The sequence below is a fragment of the Dyadobacter crusticola DSM 16708 genome (genome assembly GCF_000701505.1).
GTDB lineage: Bacteria > Bacteroidota > Bacteroidia > Cytophagales > Spirosomataceae > Dyadobacter > Dyadobacter crusticola.
In genome coordinates this window covers 354094-370247 of record NZ_KL370786.1, presented here as the reverse complement: position 1 = coordinate 370247, position 16154 = coordinate 354094, and the positions used below count along the sequence as shown (strand labels likewise).

Sequence of the window (16154 nt, the reverse complement as noted above, 5' to 3'; positions counted from 1 at the left end):
TTTTGAAATTGATATTATGAAAACTATAATCCTGATTTTTCTTATAATGGTCAATATCAACGAGCAGCCGCGAAAGGTTCTGCTGTTTCACAACGCCGCGGGCGAGCAACGCTGGAAATCGCAACTGAAAGAGCTGGATGCAGTTCAGGACGGACTTCGTGAAAGAGACATTGAAGTAGAGTCCATTGCTTTTTCTTCACAAAATGCCGAAAAGTGGGAGAAATGGCAGGTCAATAGCTCCGAGGCATTTACTTTTATCCTGATCGGTCGCGACGGCGGTGAAAAGCTGCGTTCGGGCGAGCTTGTGAAGAAAGATAAACTGTTCGGTCTGATCGACGCAATGCCCATGCGAATGAGGGAAATGAATGAAAAGAAGTAAGAGAAATACCTGTTCAACATTAAAACACAATTATGTCCATTACCAAAGAGACCGACTTACAAGGAATGCAAAAAGCGAGCGAGGCGGTTGCATATACATTGAAAAAAACAACTGAATACGCAGAACCGGGAATGACTACGAAAGAACTCGACGAGTATGCAGCGAAGCTACTGAGCGAGTTCGGGGCGAAATCTGCACCACATTCAACTTATGGATTTCCGGGATGGACCTGCATTAGTGTCAACAATGAATTCTGCCATGGGGTACCTTCCGCTAAAAGGAGATTGCAGGAAGGTGATCTCATTAACATCGACGTTTCTGCTGAACTGGATGGTTTTTGGGCAGATAACGGCGGTTCTTTTGTATTGGGACAGGACATTTACGCGCACCAAAAGCTTGTCAATGCATCAAAGGAGATCCTGCTTAAAACCATTAAGAATATCAGGGGTGGTGTCAAAATAGCGGATATTGGTCACCTGATGGAGTCGGAAGCTAAGAAACGCGGGTATAAAGTGATCAGAAACCTGGCAGGTCACGGCATAGGCCGCGCATTGCACGAACAACCGAATGAACTGCTGAATTTCAGAAATAAATCAGACCAAAGACGATTCAAGAAGGACTCCGTCGTTGCGATTGAAACCTTTATTTCAACTACATCTTCCTTCGCGACCCAGCTTAGCGACGGCTGGACGATGGTCGGAAACAAAGGCGGCTTTATGGCCCAGCACGAACACACCATCGTAGTAACCGACAAAGCCCCGCTTATTTTGACGGCAATGAATGGGATTAGTTGAAACAACCCAGCTCAGCGCCGCAGGATGCCGTGGCGCTGATCCGGGTTGTTTTATTATTTGGTTTGTGCATGAAGCCAGTCGGACATTGCAGTCAGCGCAATTGGCGAAAATGTATCCTGATTGTCTGCATATTCACTTGGATGTCCGTTTTTGCTTTTCTGGAAAAAATGGTTCAGATCAGGAAGCACCAAAGCCGTCACATTGGGATTACCTCCCTCTTTTACAGCCTTTGTTATGGCAGGCAAATTCTGCCGGGCGTCGACCTGCAAGTCCTTGGATCCGTTCAGTGCGAGTACCGGAGAGGTAACTTTCCTGAAATACACCGCGGGATCTGTTTTATAAATAAACTGGTACCAGGGCGTGCACATTCTGTCAATTTGATCTTTTAACAACTGCTCCTTCGGCATACCTGGCGGAAACATCTTATCTGGATAATTTTCAAGATTGGCTTTCGTGTAAGCTGTTAGCTTTTCCCTTAAAACAATCGTATCTGCCGATTGCATGATTATTTCGGCAGTTTCCTGATTGAGCTTCCTGATCCTCGCCATTCCGTCTTCATCAACACCTCCCGCCCGGGAAATCAGCTCAGTTTGCAGGATCATCCCATCAATACCAACCACACCCGGTCCCGCCAACGAAACAAGAAAGTGAACATCCTTCGATCCGGAAGCTACAATCGCGCCGATAAGCCCTCCTTCACTATGTCCAGCGAAACCGATTTTCTGCGGATCAATTTCCTTTCTTGACCTCAGATATACCAAGGCGCTTTCTGCATCAGTCGCAAAGTCAAGCGAAGTAGCAGACGCAAAATCCCCGCTGGACTTCCCTACTCCCCTGTCATCGTACCGCAAAACGGCAAAGCCCTGGCGGGTCAGATAATCAGCGATAACGAGGAATGGTTTGTGGCCCAAGAACTGTGAATTTCTATCTTGCGGCCCACCGCCGGATATCAATATCACTGCCGGCAGCTTTGTTCCGTTCCTGGGCATTGTTAACGTGCCCCCAAGCGTAATACCAGCCTTCGGATTCCTGAATGATACATCTTCACTGTGATAAGGGTAAGGAAGTACCGGCTCCTGAGGCTTTCCCGCAACAGGCTTTTTCGACATAACCATGTATGTCAGTACAGCGATCAGAGAAATGAGAATGGCGGCAAGGAGAAGTCTTTTTTTCACGGCGAGATCGCTGGATGTTTCATTTGCCAAGATAGCGCGAATGTCGATAACTATTGGTGAAACATCTCCCTATAGAAGCTACGTTCTATGATGCCGGACTTTACTTCCCATTATTACCACGGACAATTCGCAGGCGCAGGGAAGTATTCTTCGCTGAAAAACTGTCCTGTGGGGCCGTCCTGATCTATCAATGCGAATTTTACGATGCGTTGTGCGGCTTCTTTTACTGTGCTGCTGCCCTGGTGTCCGGTGAAGTCGGTTTTTGTCCAGCCGGGGCAAACTGCATTGACCTTGAAAGCAGTATCACGCAGCTCGTAAGCAAGGTTGATGGTGTACATGTTCAGCGCGGCTTTAGAGGATTGATATGCTACAAAGCGGGTCGGGTAATTATCGTTGCTTAAATCTGCTGCCAGGCTGAGTGAAGCCATACTGGTACTTACATTCACAATGCGAGGCGCAGCCGAACCTTTTAGCAGTTCCAGCATGGCCTGCGTCACGTCGACTACGCCAAATACATTCGTCTCAAACACGGTTTTAAAAACGTCGCTCCCCGTTTCAAGTGCCGATTGCTTAAATCCACCCGAAATACCAGCATTATTGATGAGCACATCCAGCGTGCTCGTTTCTGCCGCCACTAACTCCCGTGCCGCAGCAATGGAACGCATGTCCGTAACATCAAGCTGTATAGCGCGCACGTTCCCAAGCCCTTCTGCTTTGAGCTTCTCTGCCGCCGCAAGTCCGTTAGCTATATTCCGACTTCCTAAATAGACTAAAAATCCTTCTTCCGCGAGCTGTTTGGCTACTTCCAGCCCGATCCCTTTGTTTGCGCCTGTTATTAGTGCTGATTTCATGTTTTTGCCTGTTTTTGATTAACAGGTCAAAAGTAGCGGCCAGGCAAAATGCGGGAATGGACGAATCATCTTACTTGCTGGACAAATCGCGCAGATCCTCTAAAAAGGCGCTTACGCTTTTGCCCGTACTCTTTTTGAAAAGTCTGGAAAAGTAATCAGGGTCATTAAAGCCCAGCTCGTAAGCCAGCTCCTTCACGGGAACGGGGGCATAATGCAGCTTACGTTGCGCTTCCTGCATGAGCCTGTGCGTGATCCATTCTTTTGGTGAAAAGCCTGAAAATTCCTTTACTACACTATACAAATTACTGGTAGTCATAGCGAGCTGATCAGCAATCGTATGCACATCCTGCTGTTCGGTCAGGTGCGTTTCTACGGCGAGTTTGAAGGCTACGTACTTCGACAGTTTTGTGTTACTGATACTATCAGGATTGCCCTGCTGCTGGTATGCACTGTTGATCTCGGTAAGCAGTGTATGCAAATGCGCTAAAATGATGTCGGCGTTCCGCTGCCTGCCGGACGAATGGAGCAATTTGAACAAAGTAGAAAAAAGCGCTTTAACCCGGAGCTTCGCTTCTGCATCAAAAGACACGGTATTGGTTCCAAAAGGATTGACAAGAAATGAATAAGCATGCGGAAGCAGCGCCAATGTATGCTCGTCAAAAGACACCGCGTAATGCTGGTCGTCCGCATTGAAAGGCATATTGGTAAATATCTGGTTGGGTAAACCAAATACCAGCTGCCCGTCGGTCAGGGTGATCTCCTGTAAGTCTGCCTTGAAACTGGCAGAACCCTGATCCACATACATCAGGTAATAAAACGACAGCCTGTGCGGATTGAAAAGCTTTTCAAGAACATCTTCCGGCAATGGAACTGCGCAATTTTCATTGACCGCAAGCGACAATTTTTCGTGATGTTTAATCTGATCCAGTAATCCCGTAGTGTCCCGCATTGTTAATTATTTTACATCAACTAAAACCAGAATTGCACTAATTAATTCCAATGCAGGTTATATTTGTTTTTTACATATACTCTCATGTACAAAAGCACTTTCGAAGAATTATGCGCGCGCTTTACGGATGGCGATTCGGCCGACCTGAGCGCCTTGCTTCCTGAGGGAATCCAGGAGGAAGTCGGACATTTCAATGTATTCAACCTCGACGAAATCATGCCGACCGCGCGAGAAAAGCCGACGGTATCCTGTGCGTCCCGCGCATTCTACAAGATCAGCTTTCTGACGGGCCGCTCCAAAGCCGATTACCCGGATCAAACCATTGAGATTTCGCAGCCTACGCTCGTTTTCACAACACCCAAAAGTCCGTTCTACTGGTCACCTGCCGGGCAGCAGACCGGGCGATTCTGCGTCTTTACAGCCGAATTCCTTCACCCCGCAAAAAGTGGTGTGATGCTCGATGAGCTCCCCATTTTCAAGTCGCCCGAGCATCCCGTTTATGCTTTGTCCAACGAAGATATTGCAAGAACACAGCGTATTTTCGATAATATGAATGAAGAAATCAACTCGAATTATGCTTATAAATACGACTTGCTCCGCGCGTATACGCTCGAACTGATCCACCTCGGGCAGAAGCTGCAATCGACCGTCATGCTTCACCCTAATCACAGCGCGTCTGCGCGGACTACCTCGCTGTTCCTTGAATTGCTGGAAAGACAGTTTCCGCTCGAAAGTCCGCAACAGAAAGTAATGCTCCGCACCGCCAAGCAGTTCGCCGATCATCTGGCCGTGCACATCAACCATTTGAACAAAGTACTTAAAGAAACCACCGGCCTAACCACCACGGAGCTCATCGCCGGAAGGATTGTCCAGGAAGCCAAAGCTTTGCTGCGGCACACGGACTGGACAATAGCCGAAATTGCCGAAAGCCTCGGGTTTTCAGACTTCGCGCATTTTGCCAAATTCTTTAAAGCCGAAACTTCCATCGCGCCAGGCGCTTACCGCAGTCAGGCGAAAAGTTTGAATTATACATAAATTTGATTGGTCGCGACAAACGTGCACTCGGGTTGGCGGGGGACATTTGTATTGTTTTTAATCAATACAAAAATTACCATGACAACGCAGAAAATAGCATTAGTAACCGGCGGAAGCCGCGGAATCGGAAAAGACATTGTACTTAGTCTTGCTAAAAAGGGAATCGGCTCCATATTCACCTACCGCAGTAACCAGACCGAAGCCGAAAAAACCGTCGCCGAAGTCGCTGCTTTGGGCCAAAAGGCCGTTGCATTACCCCTCGACACCACTGATATCAGCGGATTCGCTCCATTCTTTGAGCAAGCGGCAGCCACATTGCAGGCTACCTTCGGCACCGACAAGTTTGACTTTCTGATCAACAATGCCGGAACCAGCCTGACGTCGCCAATCACCGAAACGACTGAGGCACAGTTTGATGAAATGATGAACATCCATTTAAAAGGTGTTTATTTCCTGACACAAAAAGCATTGACACAGCTGCGCGACGGCGGTCGGATCATTAACATTTCTTCTGCGGTAGCACGCGTCAGCTTTCCAGGCGTATCTGCTTACGCCATCATGAAAGGCGCGATAGATGTGTACACCCGGTTCCTCGCACTTGAACTTGGCAGTCGCGGCATTTCGGCCAATGTGGTAGCGCCCGGCGCTGTATTTGGCGGGAGCACGATGGAGGATAGCCCGGAAATGCGCGCATTTGTCGCAGGCGCTACTGCGCTGGGACGCGTAGCTACGCCCGAGGATATCGGCGGCGTAGTTGCATTCCTCTGCAGCGAAGAAGCAAGGTGGGTGAACGGACAGCGTATTGAGTTGACGGGCGGGATGAATTTGTAACAGCTCTCTATCAGCAGGGCTCCTGTAAGAACAGCCGCAGTGAACTTTCCGGACATAAATCATCCAGGGAGCGCGCTGCGGCTTTGTTCTGAATATTGGCACGGCTCCCCCCTTACGCTGGCCGGATTGCCCTGTATAGCAGACTGATACAAGGTGTAATTTTGATCTATGTAAATGGTATCAAAATCAATTCAACAAATGCATGATGAAAACGCAAATCGTATTTTTCCACGGCGGCGGATCCATAGAAGATTATGACGCAGATCAAAAGCTGGTCGATTCGCTGAGCGCGGCACTCGGTCCAGGGAACCCGGTCCATTACCCTTACCTGCCAAACGACGGCACGCCGGACTTGGGCAGGCGCAGACAGCTGCATCAGGAAATTACAAAAAGCACCGACGATGTGATCCTGGTCGGACATTCCCTGGGCGCATCCATGTTACTCGCGTACCTTTCCGAAAACCAGCCCACCAAACCCATTGCCGGCATTTTCCTGCTGGCTGCTCCCTTTTGGAATGGCGACGCAGACTGGGTCAAAGCGTTCAGGTTGCAGCCGGGTTTTGCAGCAAAGCTGAATCCCGGTATTCCATTGTTCTTTTACCATTGCCGCGATGATGAAGAAGTACCATTTGCCCATTTTGAGATTTACAAACAACTACTTCCCTGGGCTACATTCCGGCAGCTCGAAACCGGCGGGCACCAGTTTAACAATGATTTAAAAGCCGTTGCCGCAGATATCAGGGCGCTACCATAACACTGAAGTAACCTGGCTTTCCAAGCTGAGTTCATCTGAAAATAATCCGCTCATTGCTGTACCAGACTTTTGTGCTTTTCACCCCACCTTTCCAGCTGCTTGATAATGGGCGCCAATTCGTATCCGATCGGGGTCAGTTCATATTCCACCCGGGGCGGTACCTCCGCGTAAACGGTTCTCTTTACCAGGTTATTAGCTTCCAGCTTGCGTAGTTGCAACGTCAGCATTCGCTCTGTTATGTTGGGTAAAGCCCTTTTTAATTCCCCAAACCGGAGCTTCCCGCTCATTAACCACGAGCATATCACCAGGCCCCATTGCCCGTCGATGATGTTTGCAGAATACACCTCCGGACACTCGTCGGCGAGTGCAGTTTTGTTGGCGAAATTGGTCGAAGTCTCCTTTATTCTCGTCATTACTTACATTTTTTATAGTACCTCACATTTGGTAGCTAACGTACAAAACTAGTGCTATGCATTCTAATTTTGCATCAGTTTAGTAACTAAGTTTTGATGAAATGAAAACATTGGTAATCGTTATCCATCCCGACATCAAGAGTTCGGTGGTTAACAAAAGATGGATTGAAGAACTTGATAAGTATCCTGACAAATATGTAGTTCACCAGCTCCACGAAGCTTATCCTGACGAAAAAATAGATGTGCTTGCGGAGCAGAAGCTGATTGAAAGCTTTGACAAGATCGTCTTCCAGTTTCCCTACTATTGGTTCAATTGTCCGGGCTTTTTCAAGAAATGGCTGGATGAAGTCCTCACCCACGGCTGGGCCTATGGAAGCAAAAGCGGCTTCAAGATGGCCGGCAAGAAGATCGCCCTGGCCATTTCGCTGGGTGCAGACGAAAAGGATTATCAGCCGGAGGGAATTTACAAGTACCCGCTCGAAGCACTGCTCCGTCCTTTCGAACTTACTTTCGAATACGTGAAAGCCGATTACCGACCATTTTTTGCCTATTATGGAATCGAGTACAATTCTACTGCGGAATCCATCGAGCAAAGTGTCTCCCGCTACATGGATTTCCTCGACGCGCTTTAAAATTGTTACATTAACTTTTGAGGGAGCACGCCGAGCATTCCGCCCGTTTATTACCTTCGTGCAAAAACGAAGACCGGGCTGTGATTTCGAAGATCCTGGATCAATTTTTGTTACTCAATTTGAAGATCTAAACAACAATATGGCATCTGGATTTTTTGCGATTTTAGACGATATAGCGTTTTTAATGGACGATGTCGCGCTGGCGACAAAGGTGGCTACCAAGAAAACAGCGGGTATCCTCGGGGACGACCTGGCGGTGAATGCGGAAAAAGCAACAGGTTTTTTGTCACAGCGCGAGCTGCCGGTTCTCTGGGCTATTACAAAAGGCTCACTGCTCAACAAGCTCATTATAGTCCCGGTGGCTTTGGTCCTGAATGTATTCCTGCCGGTGGCTATCAAGTACATTCTGATTTTAGGCGGTTTGTACCTGGCCTTTGAAGGTGTCGAGAAAATCATCGAATTCCTTTTCCATCGCCATGAAAAGGAACATTCAGCAGTTGAGGAACGGGTGCAGCTAAGCCGTGAAGAAGCCGAGCTTAATGAAAAAGCGAAGGTGAAATCGGCAGTAACGACCGATTTTATCCTTTCCGTCGAAATCGTCATTATCGCGCTCGGCAGTGTTCTCGAAGAGAGCCTGACCATACAGATCCTGACCGTTTCCGCTGTTGCATTGCTGGCTACGGTTGGCGTATATGGTATTGTCGCATTGATTGTCAGGTCCGATGATGCCGGGTACAAGCTGATCAAAAATTCAAATGGCAAAGGATTGCTGGCCAAGCTGGGCCACATGCTGGTAAAGGCACTTCCAGTAACGATCAAGGTACTGGGAGTGGTCGGAACAGTCGCATTGATCCTCGTCGCGGGCGGCATCTTCGTGCATAACATTGAATACTTCCACCACTTTCTTCCAAACCTCCCTTCCATTATCAAGGAGCTCATACTGGGCCTGGCTGCGGGATTGCTCGTTTTCCTGGTAATTAGCGGCTTCAAAAAGGTAGTTCCCTTGGGTAAACACTAGCCTGCATTTGCCAGCTGCCAAGCCTACCAGCTAGCAAATGGAGCCTGTAACTTCCTTCGAAAATTTATTTTACATACAAAACTGGAATTCATAATGCGATTATACATACATTTAGGGAATTAATATAACAAAGCCTTTACTTCAATGAAAGGGACCAACCTGGGTGAATTCGAGGAACTGGTGTTGCTGACCATTGCCGCGCTGGGGCAGGAAGCTTACAGCGTGGCCATTTGCGACGAACTGGAAAGATATACCGGGCGCTCCGCCAAACTGGGCGTGGTGCATTCAGTACTAAACCGACTGGAAGAAAAAAGCCTGACCAAAAGTCACCTCGGTGACGCGAGTGCAACGCGGGGCGGAAAGCGAAAAAGATTTTACGAAGTAACTCACGCGGGCAAAGTGGCATTGACCCGTGCCAAAGAAGTACGGGAAAACATCTGGCGTAACATCCCTGGCTTTAACCTCGAAGGCTCTATATGAAAAAGCCCCCCATGCCCCCCAAATGGGCAACCGATTTTCTGAGATGGTACTGCCGGCCGGGACTGGCTGAGGACCTGGAAGGAGACTTATTTGAGTATTTCACGCGAAATGTCCGCGACAAAGGAGCAAGGCGGGCACGCCTTATCTATATCATTGACGTGATCAAGTTCCTTCGGCCTTATACCGTTCGTAAAATAGAACCACTCACCTTTTTGTCCCATTTCATCATGATCGGCAGCTATCTCAAAACCTCGCGGCGCAGCCTGGTGCGCAACAAACTGTTCTCACTGATCAACATCATCGGCCTGGCTGTAAGTATGTCAGTAGGACTGCTGGTGATTTCCATTGTAAGCGACCAGCTTGCTTATGACAATTTTCATGAAAAGAAAGACCGCATTTACCGGGTAATCACGCATTTTGAGAATGAAGGACAATCGCCGATTAACCTGGCATCCACCTCGGTGAAAGTAGCGCAGCGGCTTCGAGAGGCAGTTCCCGGCATCGAAAATTTCACATTAATGCGGACCGGCTTTTCGGGCGACGCACAAGTTGGCCAGAACGTATTTCCGCTGGAAGCGACCTGGGCTGACCAGTCGTTTTTCAAAGTCTTCACGTTTCCATTGCTGGCAGGCGACCCCGCTACTGCGCTCAAAGAGCCCTATTCTCTTGTACTTACAGCAAAAACCGCAGAAAAGCTCTTCGGCAGCACAGATGCGATTGGCCGCACCGTGCGTTTTGACTCCCTCGATTACCAGGTGACCGGCATCGCGAAAGACGTTCCGCATTTGTCGCACATCCGTTTTGATGCCCTTATTTCCTTCGCCTCAGCGGACGCGCTGATCGGTAAAAAAGACAATAACTTTTATGCGTGGCACAGTGTCTGGTCCAACTACGTATATATCACAATTCCAAAGGAAGGTTCTACTGCCGGTATGCAGCGGGCGTTCGACAAATTGAGCGCAGAAGAGAACAAAGCACTGCAAAACCGAAAGGCAACCGTTTCGCTGCAACCGCTGACTGATATTGCAATGGGACAGGATCTATCCAACAATATCGGCCCTAAAACTAATCCAATGATCCTCTGGGCACTGGGCGGGCTCGCATTTGTGATTATCCTCTCTGCCTGCTTTAATTACACAAACCTGTCCATTGCAAGATCGCTGCGCCGGGCGAAAGAAGTGGGCGTGCGAAAGCTGATCGGCGCGCACCGGAGCCACGTGATGGGACAGTTTATCGCCGAGTCGGTCATGATCGCGTTGCTTGCATTGCTATTCTCATTTGGATTTTATGTATTTCTCAGAAAAGAGTTTCTGGGCCTGGATAAGAACATCGCCGAACTATTCACATTAGACCTTTCGCTGGTTACGGTACTCTGCTTTTTTGCATTGGCCGCAGTTACGGGATTGCTGGCGGGTGTATTGCCTGCATTGTTTTTTTCCAAAATCAGTGCATTGTCGGTGATGAAAGACAATGGCGGCCTCAAACTTTTCAAGCGCATCGGACTGCGTAAATCGCTCATCGTGGTGCAGTATGTCCTTTCCCTAATCTTTATCGCCACTACCATGGTAGGTTATGAGCAATACAAAGGCTTTCTGAACTTCGACCTCGGCTTTTCAACAGAAAATGTACTGAATATCAAACTTCGCGGGGCCGAAGCTGATGCATTGAAAAAAGAACTGGCCGAGCTGCCGGAAGTAAAAGGAATCTCCACGTCAAAAATGATCACCAGTGTGGGCAGCTTCTATGGAGAAACAGTCAAGTACCAGCCAGCAGATTCCGCTTTGGTGTGGCACAATACAGTAGACGAAAACTACCTGCCCGTACATCAGCACAAAGTGCTGGCGGGGACCAATTTTACCCTCCGGCCAGAAAAAGGCAATGAAAGCGAGGTGATCGTAAATCAGCAGGTATTAAAGCGCTTCAATATCGCCCAAAATGACCCTCAGAAAGCACTGGGACAGATCATCACAGTAGGTGGAAAGAAGCTTTCGATCGTCGGGGTATTGAAAGATTTCCATTACGGAACAATGGAAAGCAAGATCGACCCTGTTATGCTGCTCTACTCAGCCAGCGAGCCGACCGGATATCTCAATTTGAAAGTGGCTTCCATTGATCTGGAATCCACGATGGAGAAAGTAGAGCGTATCTGGAAGAAGTTTGATAAGGTACATACGCTCGAAGCCCGTTTTTACGACGACCAGATACAGGAAGCTTACAGCCATTTTTCAGTCATGATCCAAATCATCGGATTCATTGCATTTCTGGCGATTTGCATTGCTTCACTCGGATTGTTCGGGATGGTGGTTTTCACAACCGAAACAAAACTGAAAGAAATCAGTATCCGCAAGGTATTGGGTGCGAGCCAGGCCGGACTTGTATTTCTGCTGTGCCGCAACTTTCTGCTGTTGCTCGCGATCGCAGCAGCTGTCGCACTGCCCGTTACTTACCTGCTTTTTGATAAGATATTCCTGGCCAATTTCGTCTACCACAAGCCCATTGGCATGATCGAACTGATCAGCGGTGCATTGGCAGTGATGTTGCTGGCTTTGTTGATGATCAGCTGGCAAACTGCGAAAGCAGCCAGAAGCAACCCGGCCGAGGTATTGAAGAGCGAATAAGTGTATTTTACGCGATTCTGAGCTTTATTGCAGCTTTTGACAATTATACCGAAGGCGACAATTTATCTGTCTGCCACCGTCCCGACTGAGTAGTAAAGCTGCGCGACCGCTTTCTGGTAGCCGGCTACAAGCTCCGCCAGCTTTATTCTCATGTCGATCAGCTTGGTTTCGCGGCTGTTAATCAGGAACAACGTGCTTTCACCCAGGTCAAATTTGGCGAGTTCACCATTGAGCAGGACTTCCTGGTTTTCAATACTCTTTGCCTGGATAGCCAGCTGTGATTCATAGGCTTGCAGGCTGTTGAAAGAGCTCAGGATTTTGGTATTGATCTCGCGGCCGGTTTGCTGGACATCAAACTGCAAAGCGCGTTGTTTGACTTTAATCTCATTCAACTTTCCCCTTTGTGCCCTCAGGAACAATGGAAAGGAAAAATCAACGCCTAATTTATAGTTACTCCATTGCAGATCGTAATATTCAGGCACGTATGAACCAAAGTCTGTTCTGCTTGTGATCAGCGACGCGCTCAGATTGAGCTTAGGTTTCAGCATTTCCCTGCGGTAGTCTCTTTCCAGTTGAAGCTGTAACCCTTTGTTTTTTAATTTCAAAAGTTCCGGATGTGAGCTGGCTGCATTACTTATCAATGTTTCCAGCTGGTTTCTGTAAAACTCCGCATTCGGCTGCTCGGTATCCTGAGGAACTGAATTTTCAGGCAGTTCGAGTGGTTCTTCTCGCTCACTCCAAAGATGGTTGGACATCACCAGTCGCGCATTGTTTAGCTCAACCCGGATCTTTTCGAGCTGCAAGCTCCGCTCCTGAAATGTGATCGCTGCCTCCACAGAATCAATGGCAGGTTTATCGCCGATCAAAGTCTGGTTTTTTACAAACAAAAACCTTCTCTGAGCAAGGTCGGTACCTTCGCGGATCAATGCAAACTGACGGTAAGCATAAAACCAGTTCCAGTAATCCTTTACCGCTTCATACCACACTTCGTTGATCTGCTTGATCTTTTCTGCCTCGGCGTAATTGACCATCACCCGCGCCTGCCTCAAAGTATTCCTGCGTGCGTCGATCAGAAAACCCTGTCCGATCGGCACGCTTAACCCCAATCCCGCCAGCCCCGGCTGCCCGGTCCTTGTTTCAGGATTGGTATAGGTACCTACATACCGGTCATAACCTACTTTCAAATCGGCTCCCGCAAGCCAGAGCGGCACTTTCAGCTCATTGGACCAGTTGTTATAATAATCTGTACCGCCAAAAGTCTTCCTGCCAAAATAGCTTTTCAGGTTGGGATCAAAGTCGCCCCAGGCTTGCTGTACTTTTGTCCTGGCCTCGTCGCTCAGCAGCCCGGCCTGTTTGACAATGGGGTGATTGGCAAGCACGATCTGTTCAAAATCCTTCAATGCGAACACCTGCGCATTCCGTGGGATCGTGTCGCTCTGCGCCTGGCAGGTAATCTGGCAGGCCACAAGCACAAATAGCAAGAAGAATACCCGTTTACCTTTCATTAAGTACTTCATGTTCAACAGCATTACTACCTCACACATTTTCGTCACTTCACTCCTACCTGAACATCCGGCTCAGCTTGCAGGCTCGGTGGAAATCCATTAAGTAGTCGCCAGATCTCATACCAAAGCGGCACAGACCGCAGAATTACGCGCCCATAAACCCCTGAACCTTGCCGCAGCTGCTTGGGCCAGGGCTGATCCTTCTCGGGAACCGGATCGGCAGGTTTGACCAGCAATCGGTATTTCCCTCCCGGGCTGCTTACCAGGTCTATCACTGATACTTTGCCCGCAAAAGTCCCTACGGCAACAGAAGGCCAGCCGGAGAACTGGACCGAGGGCCAGCCTTCGAATTGCAGCCTCACATCGCTGTTATTCAGGATCAGCGGTACGTCCATTGCATCTACATAAATTTCAGCAGCCACCAATGGCGAATCAGGCTGGAGCGTAGCAATGGACTCTCCTTCCTTGATATTCTCGCCAATACCCGCTTTCAGTGTTTTGACCACAAAACCACTCTGCGGCGCACGTACCACGTACAAGCCGCGGCGGATATTGATGTTTGAAATTTCGTTACGAAGCTTCGCGATCTCTCCCTGCGTGCTCACCTTACTCGACAGTGCCGAGCTCAGGTCAGACTGCGCTTTTGCAAGCGACTGGTCATATTCCGCCTTGATATTTTCCAGGTCAATCTGCGCAATGCGCAGGGACTGAATAGAGTTATTGAGCTTGTTTTGCTGACTGATCACCTTCGCATTATCCTCCTGTAGCTTCAATCTCCGGGATTCAATGTCGGTCAGCGAGAAAAGCCCGTTTTTATAACCTGCTTCATACCGTTCCAGACGCGACTTGGCGATCTCGTAGAAACGCTGTACTGCTACCAGGTCCGCGCTGTCGATCGTCACATAATTTTCTGCCTGAAGAACCTTGTTCCGGGCTGCATTCAGCTTTATAGACAATGCGGTAGTCAATGCGCGCATTTGCGCATTTGTTGCTTCCATTTTCTGAGAAGCGGCATCTTCACTGGCTTTTTTGGCAGATAGCTGCTCCTCCAAGCGCACAGGCAACTCGGGATCAAAGTAGGATTGGCTGGTTTCGGAAATGATCAGGATCGTATCCCCTTTCTTCACCTGCTGTCCTTCCCGCACAGCCCAGTGCTCAATGCGCCCTCCTATCTGGTTCTGCACGGTTTGGGGCCTGTCTTCGGGCCTCAATGCAGTCACATAGCCGCGGCCGGGAATGGTTTGCCGCCAGGGCAGGAACAATACAATAATAAAGATCAGCAGCAGCAAGAGCATGATTTTGCCCAGGAGCCTGGGTCCTCTCGTGGTGAGTATCTGATCACGGGAAAGATTTCCCATTTCTTCCCACCTGTTCTGTTCGAGAATTTCACTAGCCATTTGTCACCTCCCTTTCTTCAAGTTCAAGATCTGTTACAACCGCCAGCTTCTCACTGCCGGTCACCATGTCAAAGAGTGTATTCAGACTGGTCATGAATTTTTCAACTGCATAACTGATTTGCACGATGATCACTTCGGCGGCTACGAACTGCCCGAGTGTCATTTGTCTTTCTATCACATAATGCGACCCCAGAAGCAGAAGCCCACCCATCAATGTAGTCCTCAGCGCCACTGAACTTGCAAAAAATTTCCGCAGGATACGAAAGTGTTCATTCCTGGCTTTGAGGTATTTGGAAGTAAGCTTATCTGTTTCAGCAATTACTTTTTTAAGCTGTGCAGGCTGGTTTCTGTATGCGTCCAAATCCGCCGCCACTGCTTCGAGATAGGCCACCACCTCATATTTGTATTCCGATTCCTCGATACTTGTCATTACGCCTCTTTTATAAAAAAGTCCGAGCATGAGGAGAATCACCAATACGGTAACAACTCCGAAGACGATAAATACGGGGTGATAAAAGGAAAGCAGGATCGCTGCGAAAAAGATCTGCACTGTGGATGCGACAACGTCGACGAGCAGCTTGGTAAGCCCTTTCTGGATCGTAGTGACGTCGAAAAAGCGGTTGACCAGCTCAGGCGGGTGTTCTCCGGTTAGTTCATCTTTTTTGATCCTGGGAAAACGGTAGGCGAATTCAAGGGCCGCTTTGGCAAATATCTTCTGTTCGAGCACTTCCACGAGGGTCAGCTGCGCGATCAGCAAAAGACCGCCAACGACAACGCCGAGCAGTACCATACCAATCAATATATACGTAGAGCTGAATATCGCGCCGTTTGACAGGAAGTTAAAAACGGCTGTTGTTCCGAGCGGTAGGGTGAGCCCGATGAGACCAATCAGAATGGCATAGATGAATATAAAGTTGATGGTCGTTCTTTCAACATAAAGCATTCCCACTAGTCTCTCCCAGGGGGTAGGAGCTTCTACATGATGTCCCTTCTTCATTAATCTACTATACGTTTAAATCGTTTTTCCAGCTTCCCGATTTTTTCAAACCGGGTTGTAGCAAGAAGACTGACGAGGAGTCTGACGCCGGGCTATAACCTATTTCCAAGAAAAAAGGCACGCAAAAAATATGCCAAAAACGGGCTTGTCAGACCAATTTCGTCCACACGTCCAATATTTTCGGGGCAAAAGTCAACAGATTTAAGCTCGCGTCAGAACATTGTCAGTGTGCGTCTCACTGGCAGACCTGCGGTATTCCTACTCAGCGACCGGTTACAAAAGCTTCGTATGGGGAAGCACTGTGTAACTGATTAAACAATTATGGG

16 protein-coding genes are annotated in these 16154 nt (G+C 48.5%); 9 read left to right on the top strand and 7 right to left on the bottom strand.

Annotated elements, in window-relative coordinates:
* The first annotated feature begins 16 nt into the window (after positions 1-16).
* Together Q369_RS0123600 and map are read left to right on the top strand one after the other, a co-directional pair.
* The gene (locus Q369_RS0123600) at positions 17-379 is read left to right on the top strand and encodes a DUF4174 domain-containing protein (protein WP_031530190.1); all 363 of its coding nucleotides are present in this window, start codon (positions 17-19) and stop codon (positions 377-379) included.
* A gap of 32 nt (positions 380-411) precedes the next feature.
* The gene (gene map, locus Q369_RS0123595) at positions 412-1173 is read left to right on the top strand and encodes a type I methionyl aminopeptidase (protein WP_031530189.1); all 762 of its coding nucleotides are present in this window, start codon (positions 412-414) and stop codon (positions 1171-1173) included.
* A 53-nt stretch (positions 1174-1226) separates the two neighbouring features.
* On the opposite strand, the gene Q369_RS0123590 is transcribed toward map, so the two are convergent.
* From Q369_RS0123590 to Q369_RS0123580, 3 genes are all read right to left on the bottom strand, one after another.
* The gene (locus Q369_RS0123590) at positions 1227-2348 is read right to left on the bottom strand and encodes an alpha/beta hydrolase family protein (protein WP_031530188.1); all 1122 of its coding nucleotides are present in this window, start codon (positions 2346-2348) and stop codon (positions 1227-1229) included.
* 113 nt (positions 2349-2461) lie between these two features.
* Positions 2462-3199, bottom strand: a complete 738-nt coding sequence (locus Q369_RS0123585) for an SDR family oxidoreductase (protein WP_031530187.1) — start codon at positions 3197-3199, stop codon at positions 2462-2464.
* A gap of 70 nt (positions 3200-3269) precedes the next feature.
* Positions 3270-4148 carry a helix-turn-helix domain-containing protein gene (locus Q369_RS0123580; RefSeq protein WP_031530186.1) on the bottom strand — a complete coding sequence of 293 codons (879 nt, stop codon included), beginning with the start codon at positions 4146-4148 and terminating at the stop codon, positions 3270-3272.
* A gap of 84 nt (positions 4149-4232) precedes the next feature.
* Here Q369_RS0123580 and Q369_RS0123575 point away from each other — a divergent pair, with 84 nt between their 5' ends.
* The 3 genes from Q369_RS0123575 (at position 4233) to Q369_RS0123565 (ending at position 6768) form a co-directional block, all read left to right on the top strand.
* Complete coding sequence (locus Q369_RS0123575; protein ID WP_031530185.1) at positions 4233-5183, top strand: helix-turn-helix domain-containing protein; 951 nt, start codon at positions 4233-4235, stop codon at positions 5181-5183.
* Positions 5184-5261: 78 nt separating this feature from the next.
* Positions 5262-6014: an SDR family NAD(P)-dependent oxidoreductase gene (locus Q369_RS0123570; RefSeq protein WP_031530184.1), complete on the top strand. Its 753-nt coding sequence runs from the start codon at positions 5262-5264 to the stop codon at positions 6012-6014.
* A 202-nt stretch (positions 6015-6216) separates the two neighbouring features.
* Complete coding sequence (locus Q369_RS0123565; RefSeq protein ID WP_051664245.1) at positions 6217-6768, top strand: alpha/beta fold hydrolase; 552 nt, start codon at positions 6217-6219, stop codon at positions 6766-6768.
* Positions 6769-6818: 50 nt separating this feature from the next.
* Here Q369_RS0123565 and Q369_RS0123560 read toward each other — a convergent pair whose 3' ends face one another.
* Positions 6819-7181, bottom strand: a complete 363-nt coding sequence (locus tag Q369_RS0123560) for a winged helix-turn-helix transcriptional regulator (protein WP_031530182.1) — start codon at positions 7179-7181, stop codon at positions 6819-6821.
* A gap of 101 nt (positions 7182-7282) precedes the next feature.
* On the opposite strand from Q369_RS0123560, the gene Q369_RS0123555 reads away from it, so the two are divergent.
* From Q369_RS0123555 to Q369_RS0123540, 4 genes are all read left to right on the top strand, one after another.
* Positions 7283-7813, top strand: coding sequence for an NAD(P)H-dependent oxidoreductase (locus Q369_RS0123555; RefSeq protein WP_031530181.1), 531 nt, complete (start codon positions 7283-7285; stop codon positions 7811-7813).
* 139 nt (positions 7814-7952) lie between these two features.
* The gene (locus tag Q369_RS0123550) at positions 7953-8831 is read left to right on the top strand and encodes a DUF808 domain-containing protein (RefSeq protein WP_031530180.1); all 879 of its coding nucleotides are present in this window, start codon (positions 7953-7955) and stop codon (positions 8829-8831) included.
* 144 nt (positions 8832-8975) lie between these two features.
* Positions 8976-9311 carry a PadR family transcriptional regulator gene (locus Q369_RS0123545; RefSeq protein ID WP_031530179.1) on the top strand — a complete coding sequence of 112 codons (336 nt, stop codon included), beginning with the start codon at positions 8976-8978 and terminating at the stop codon, positions 9309-9311.
* Positions 9308-11929 carry an ABC transporter permease gene (locus Q369_RS0123540; RefSeq protein ID WP_084165837.1) on the top strand — a complete coding sequence of 874 codons (2622 nt, stop codon included), beginning with the start codon at positions 9308-9310 and terminating at the stop codon, positions 11927-11929. The genes Q369_RS0123545 and Q369_RS0123540 overlap by 4 nt, the downstream gene beginning before the upstream one ends.
* 62 nt (positions 11930-11991) lie before the next feature.
* On the opposite strand, the gene Q369_RS0123535 is transcribed toward Q369_RS0123540, so the two are convergent.
* The 3 genes from Q369_RS0123535 to Q369_RS0123525 are packed head-to-tail and all read right to left on the bottom strand — an operon-like array spanning position 11992 to position 15828.
* A complete protein-coding gene (locus Q369_RS0123535; RefSeq protein ID WP_035333780.1) occupies positions 11992-13434 on the bottom strand; it encodes a TolC family protein in 1443 nt (480 codons plus the stop codon).
* 44 nt (positions 13435-13478) lie between these two features.
* Positions 13479-14831, bottom strand: coding sequence for an HlyD family secretion protein (locus Q369_RS0123530; protein WP_031530176.1), 1353 nt, complete (start codon positions 14829-14831; stop codon positions 13479-13481).
* Complete coding sequence (locus Q369_RS0123525; RefSeq protein ID WP_031530175.1) at positions 14824-15828, bottom strand: ABC transporter transmembrane domain-containing protein; 1005 nt, start codon at positions 15826-15828, stop codon at positions 14824-14826. Before Q369_RS0123525 ends, Q369_RS0123530 begins: the two co-directional genes overlap by 8 nt.
* Between the last annotated feature and the right edge of the window lie 326 nt (positions 15829-16154).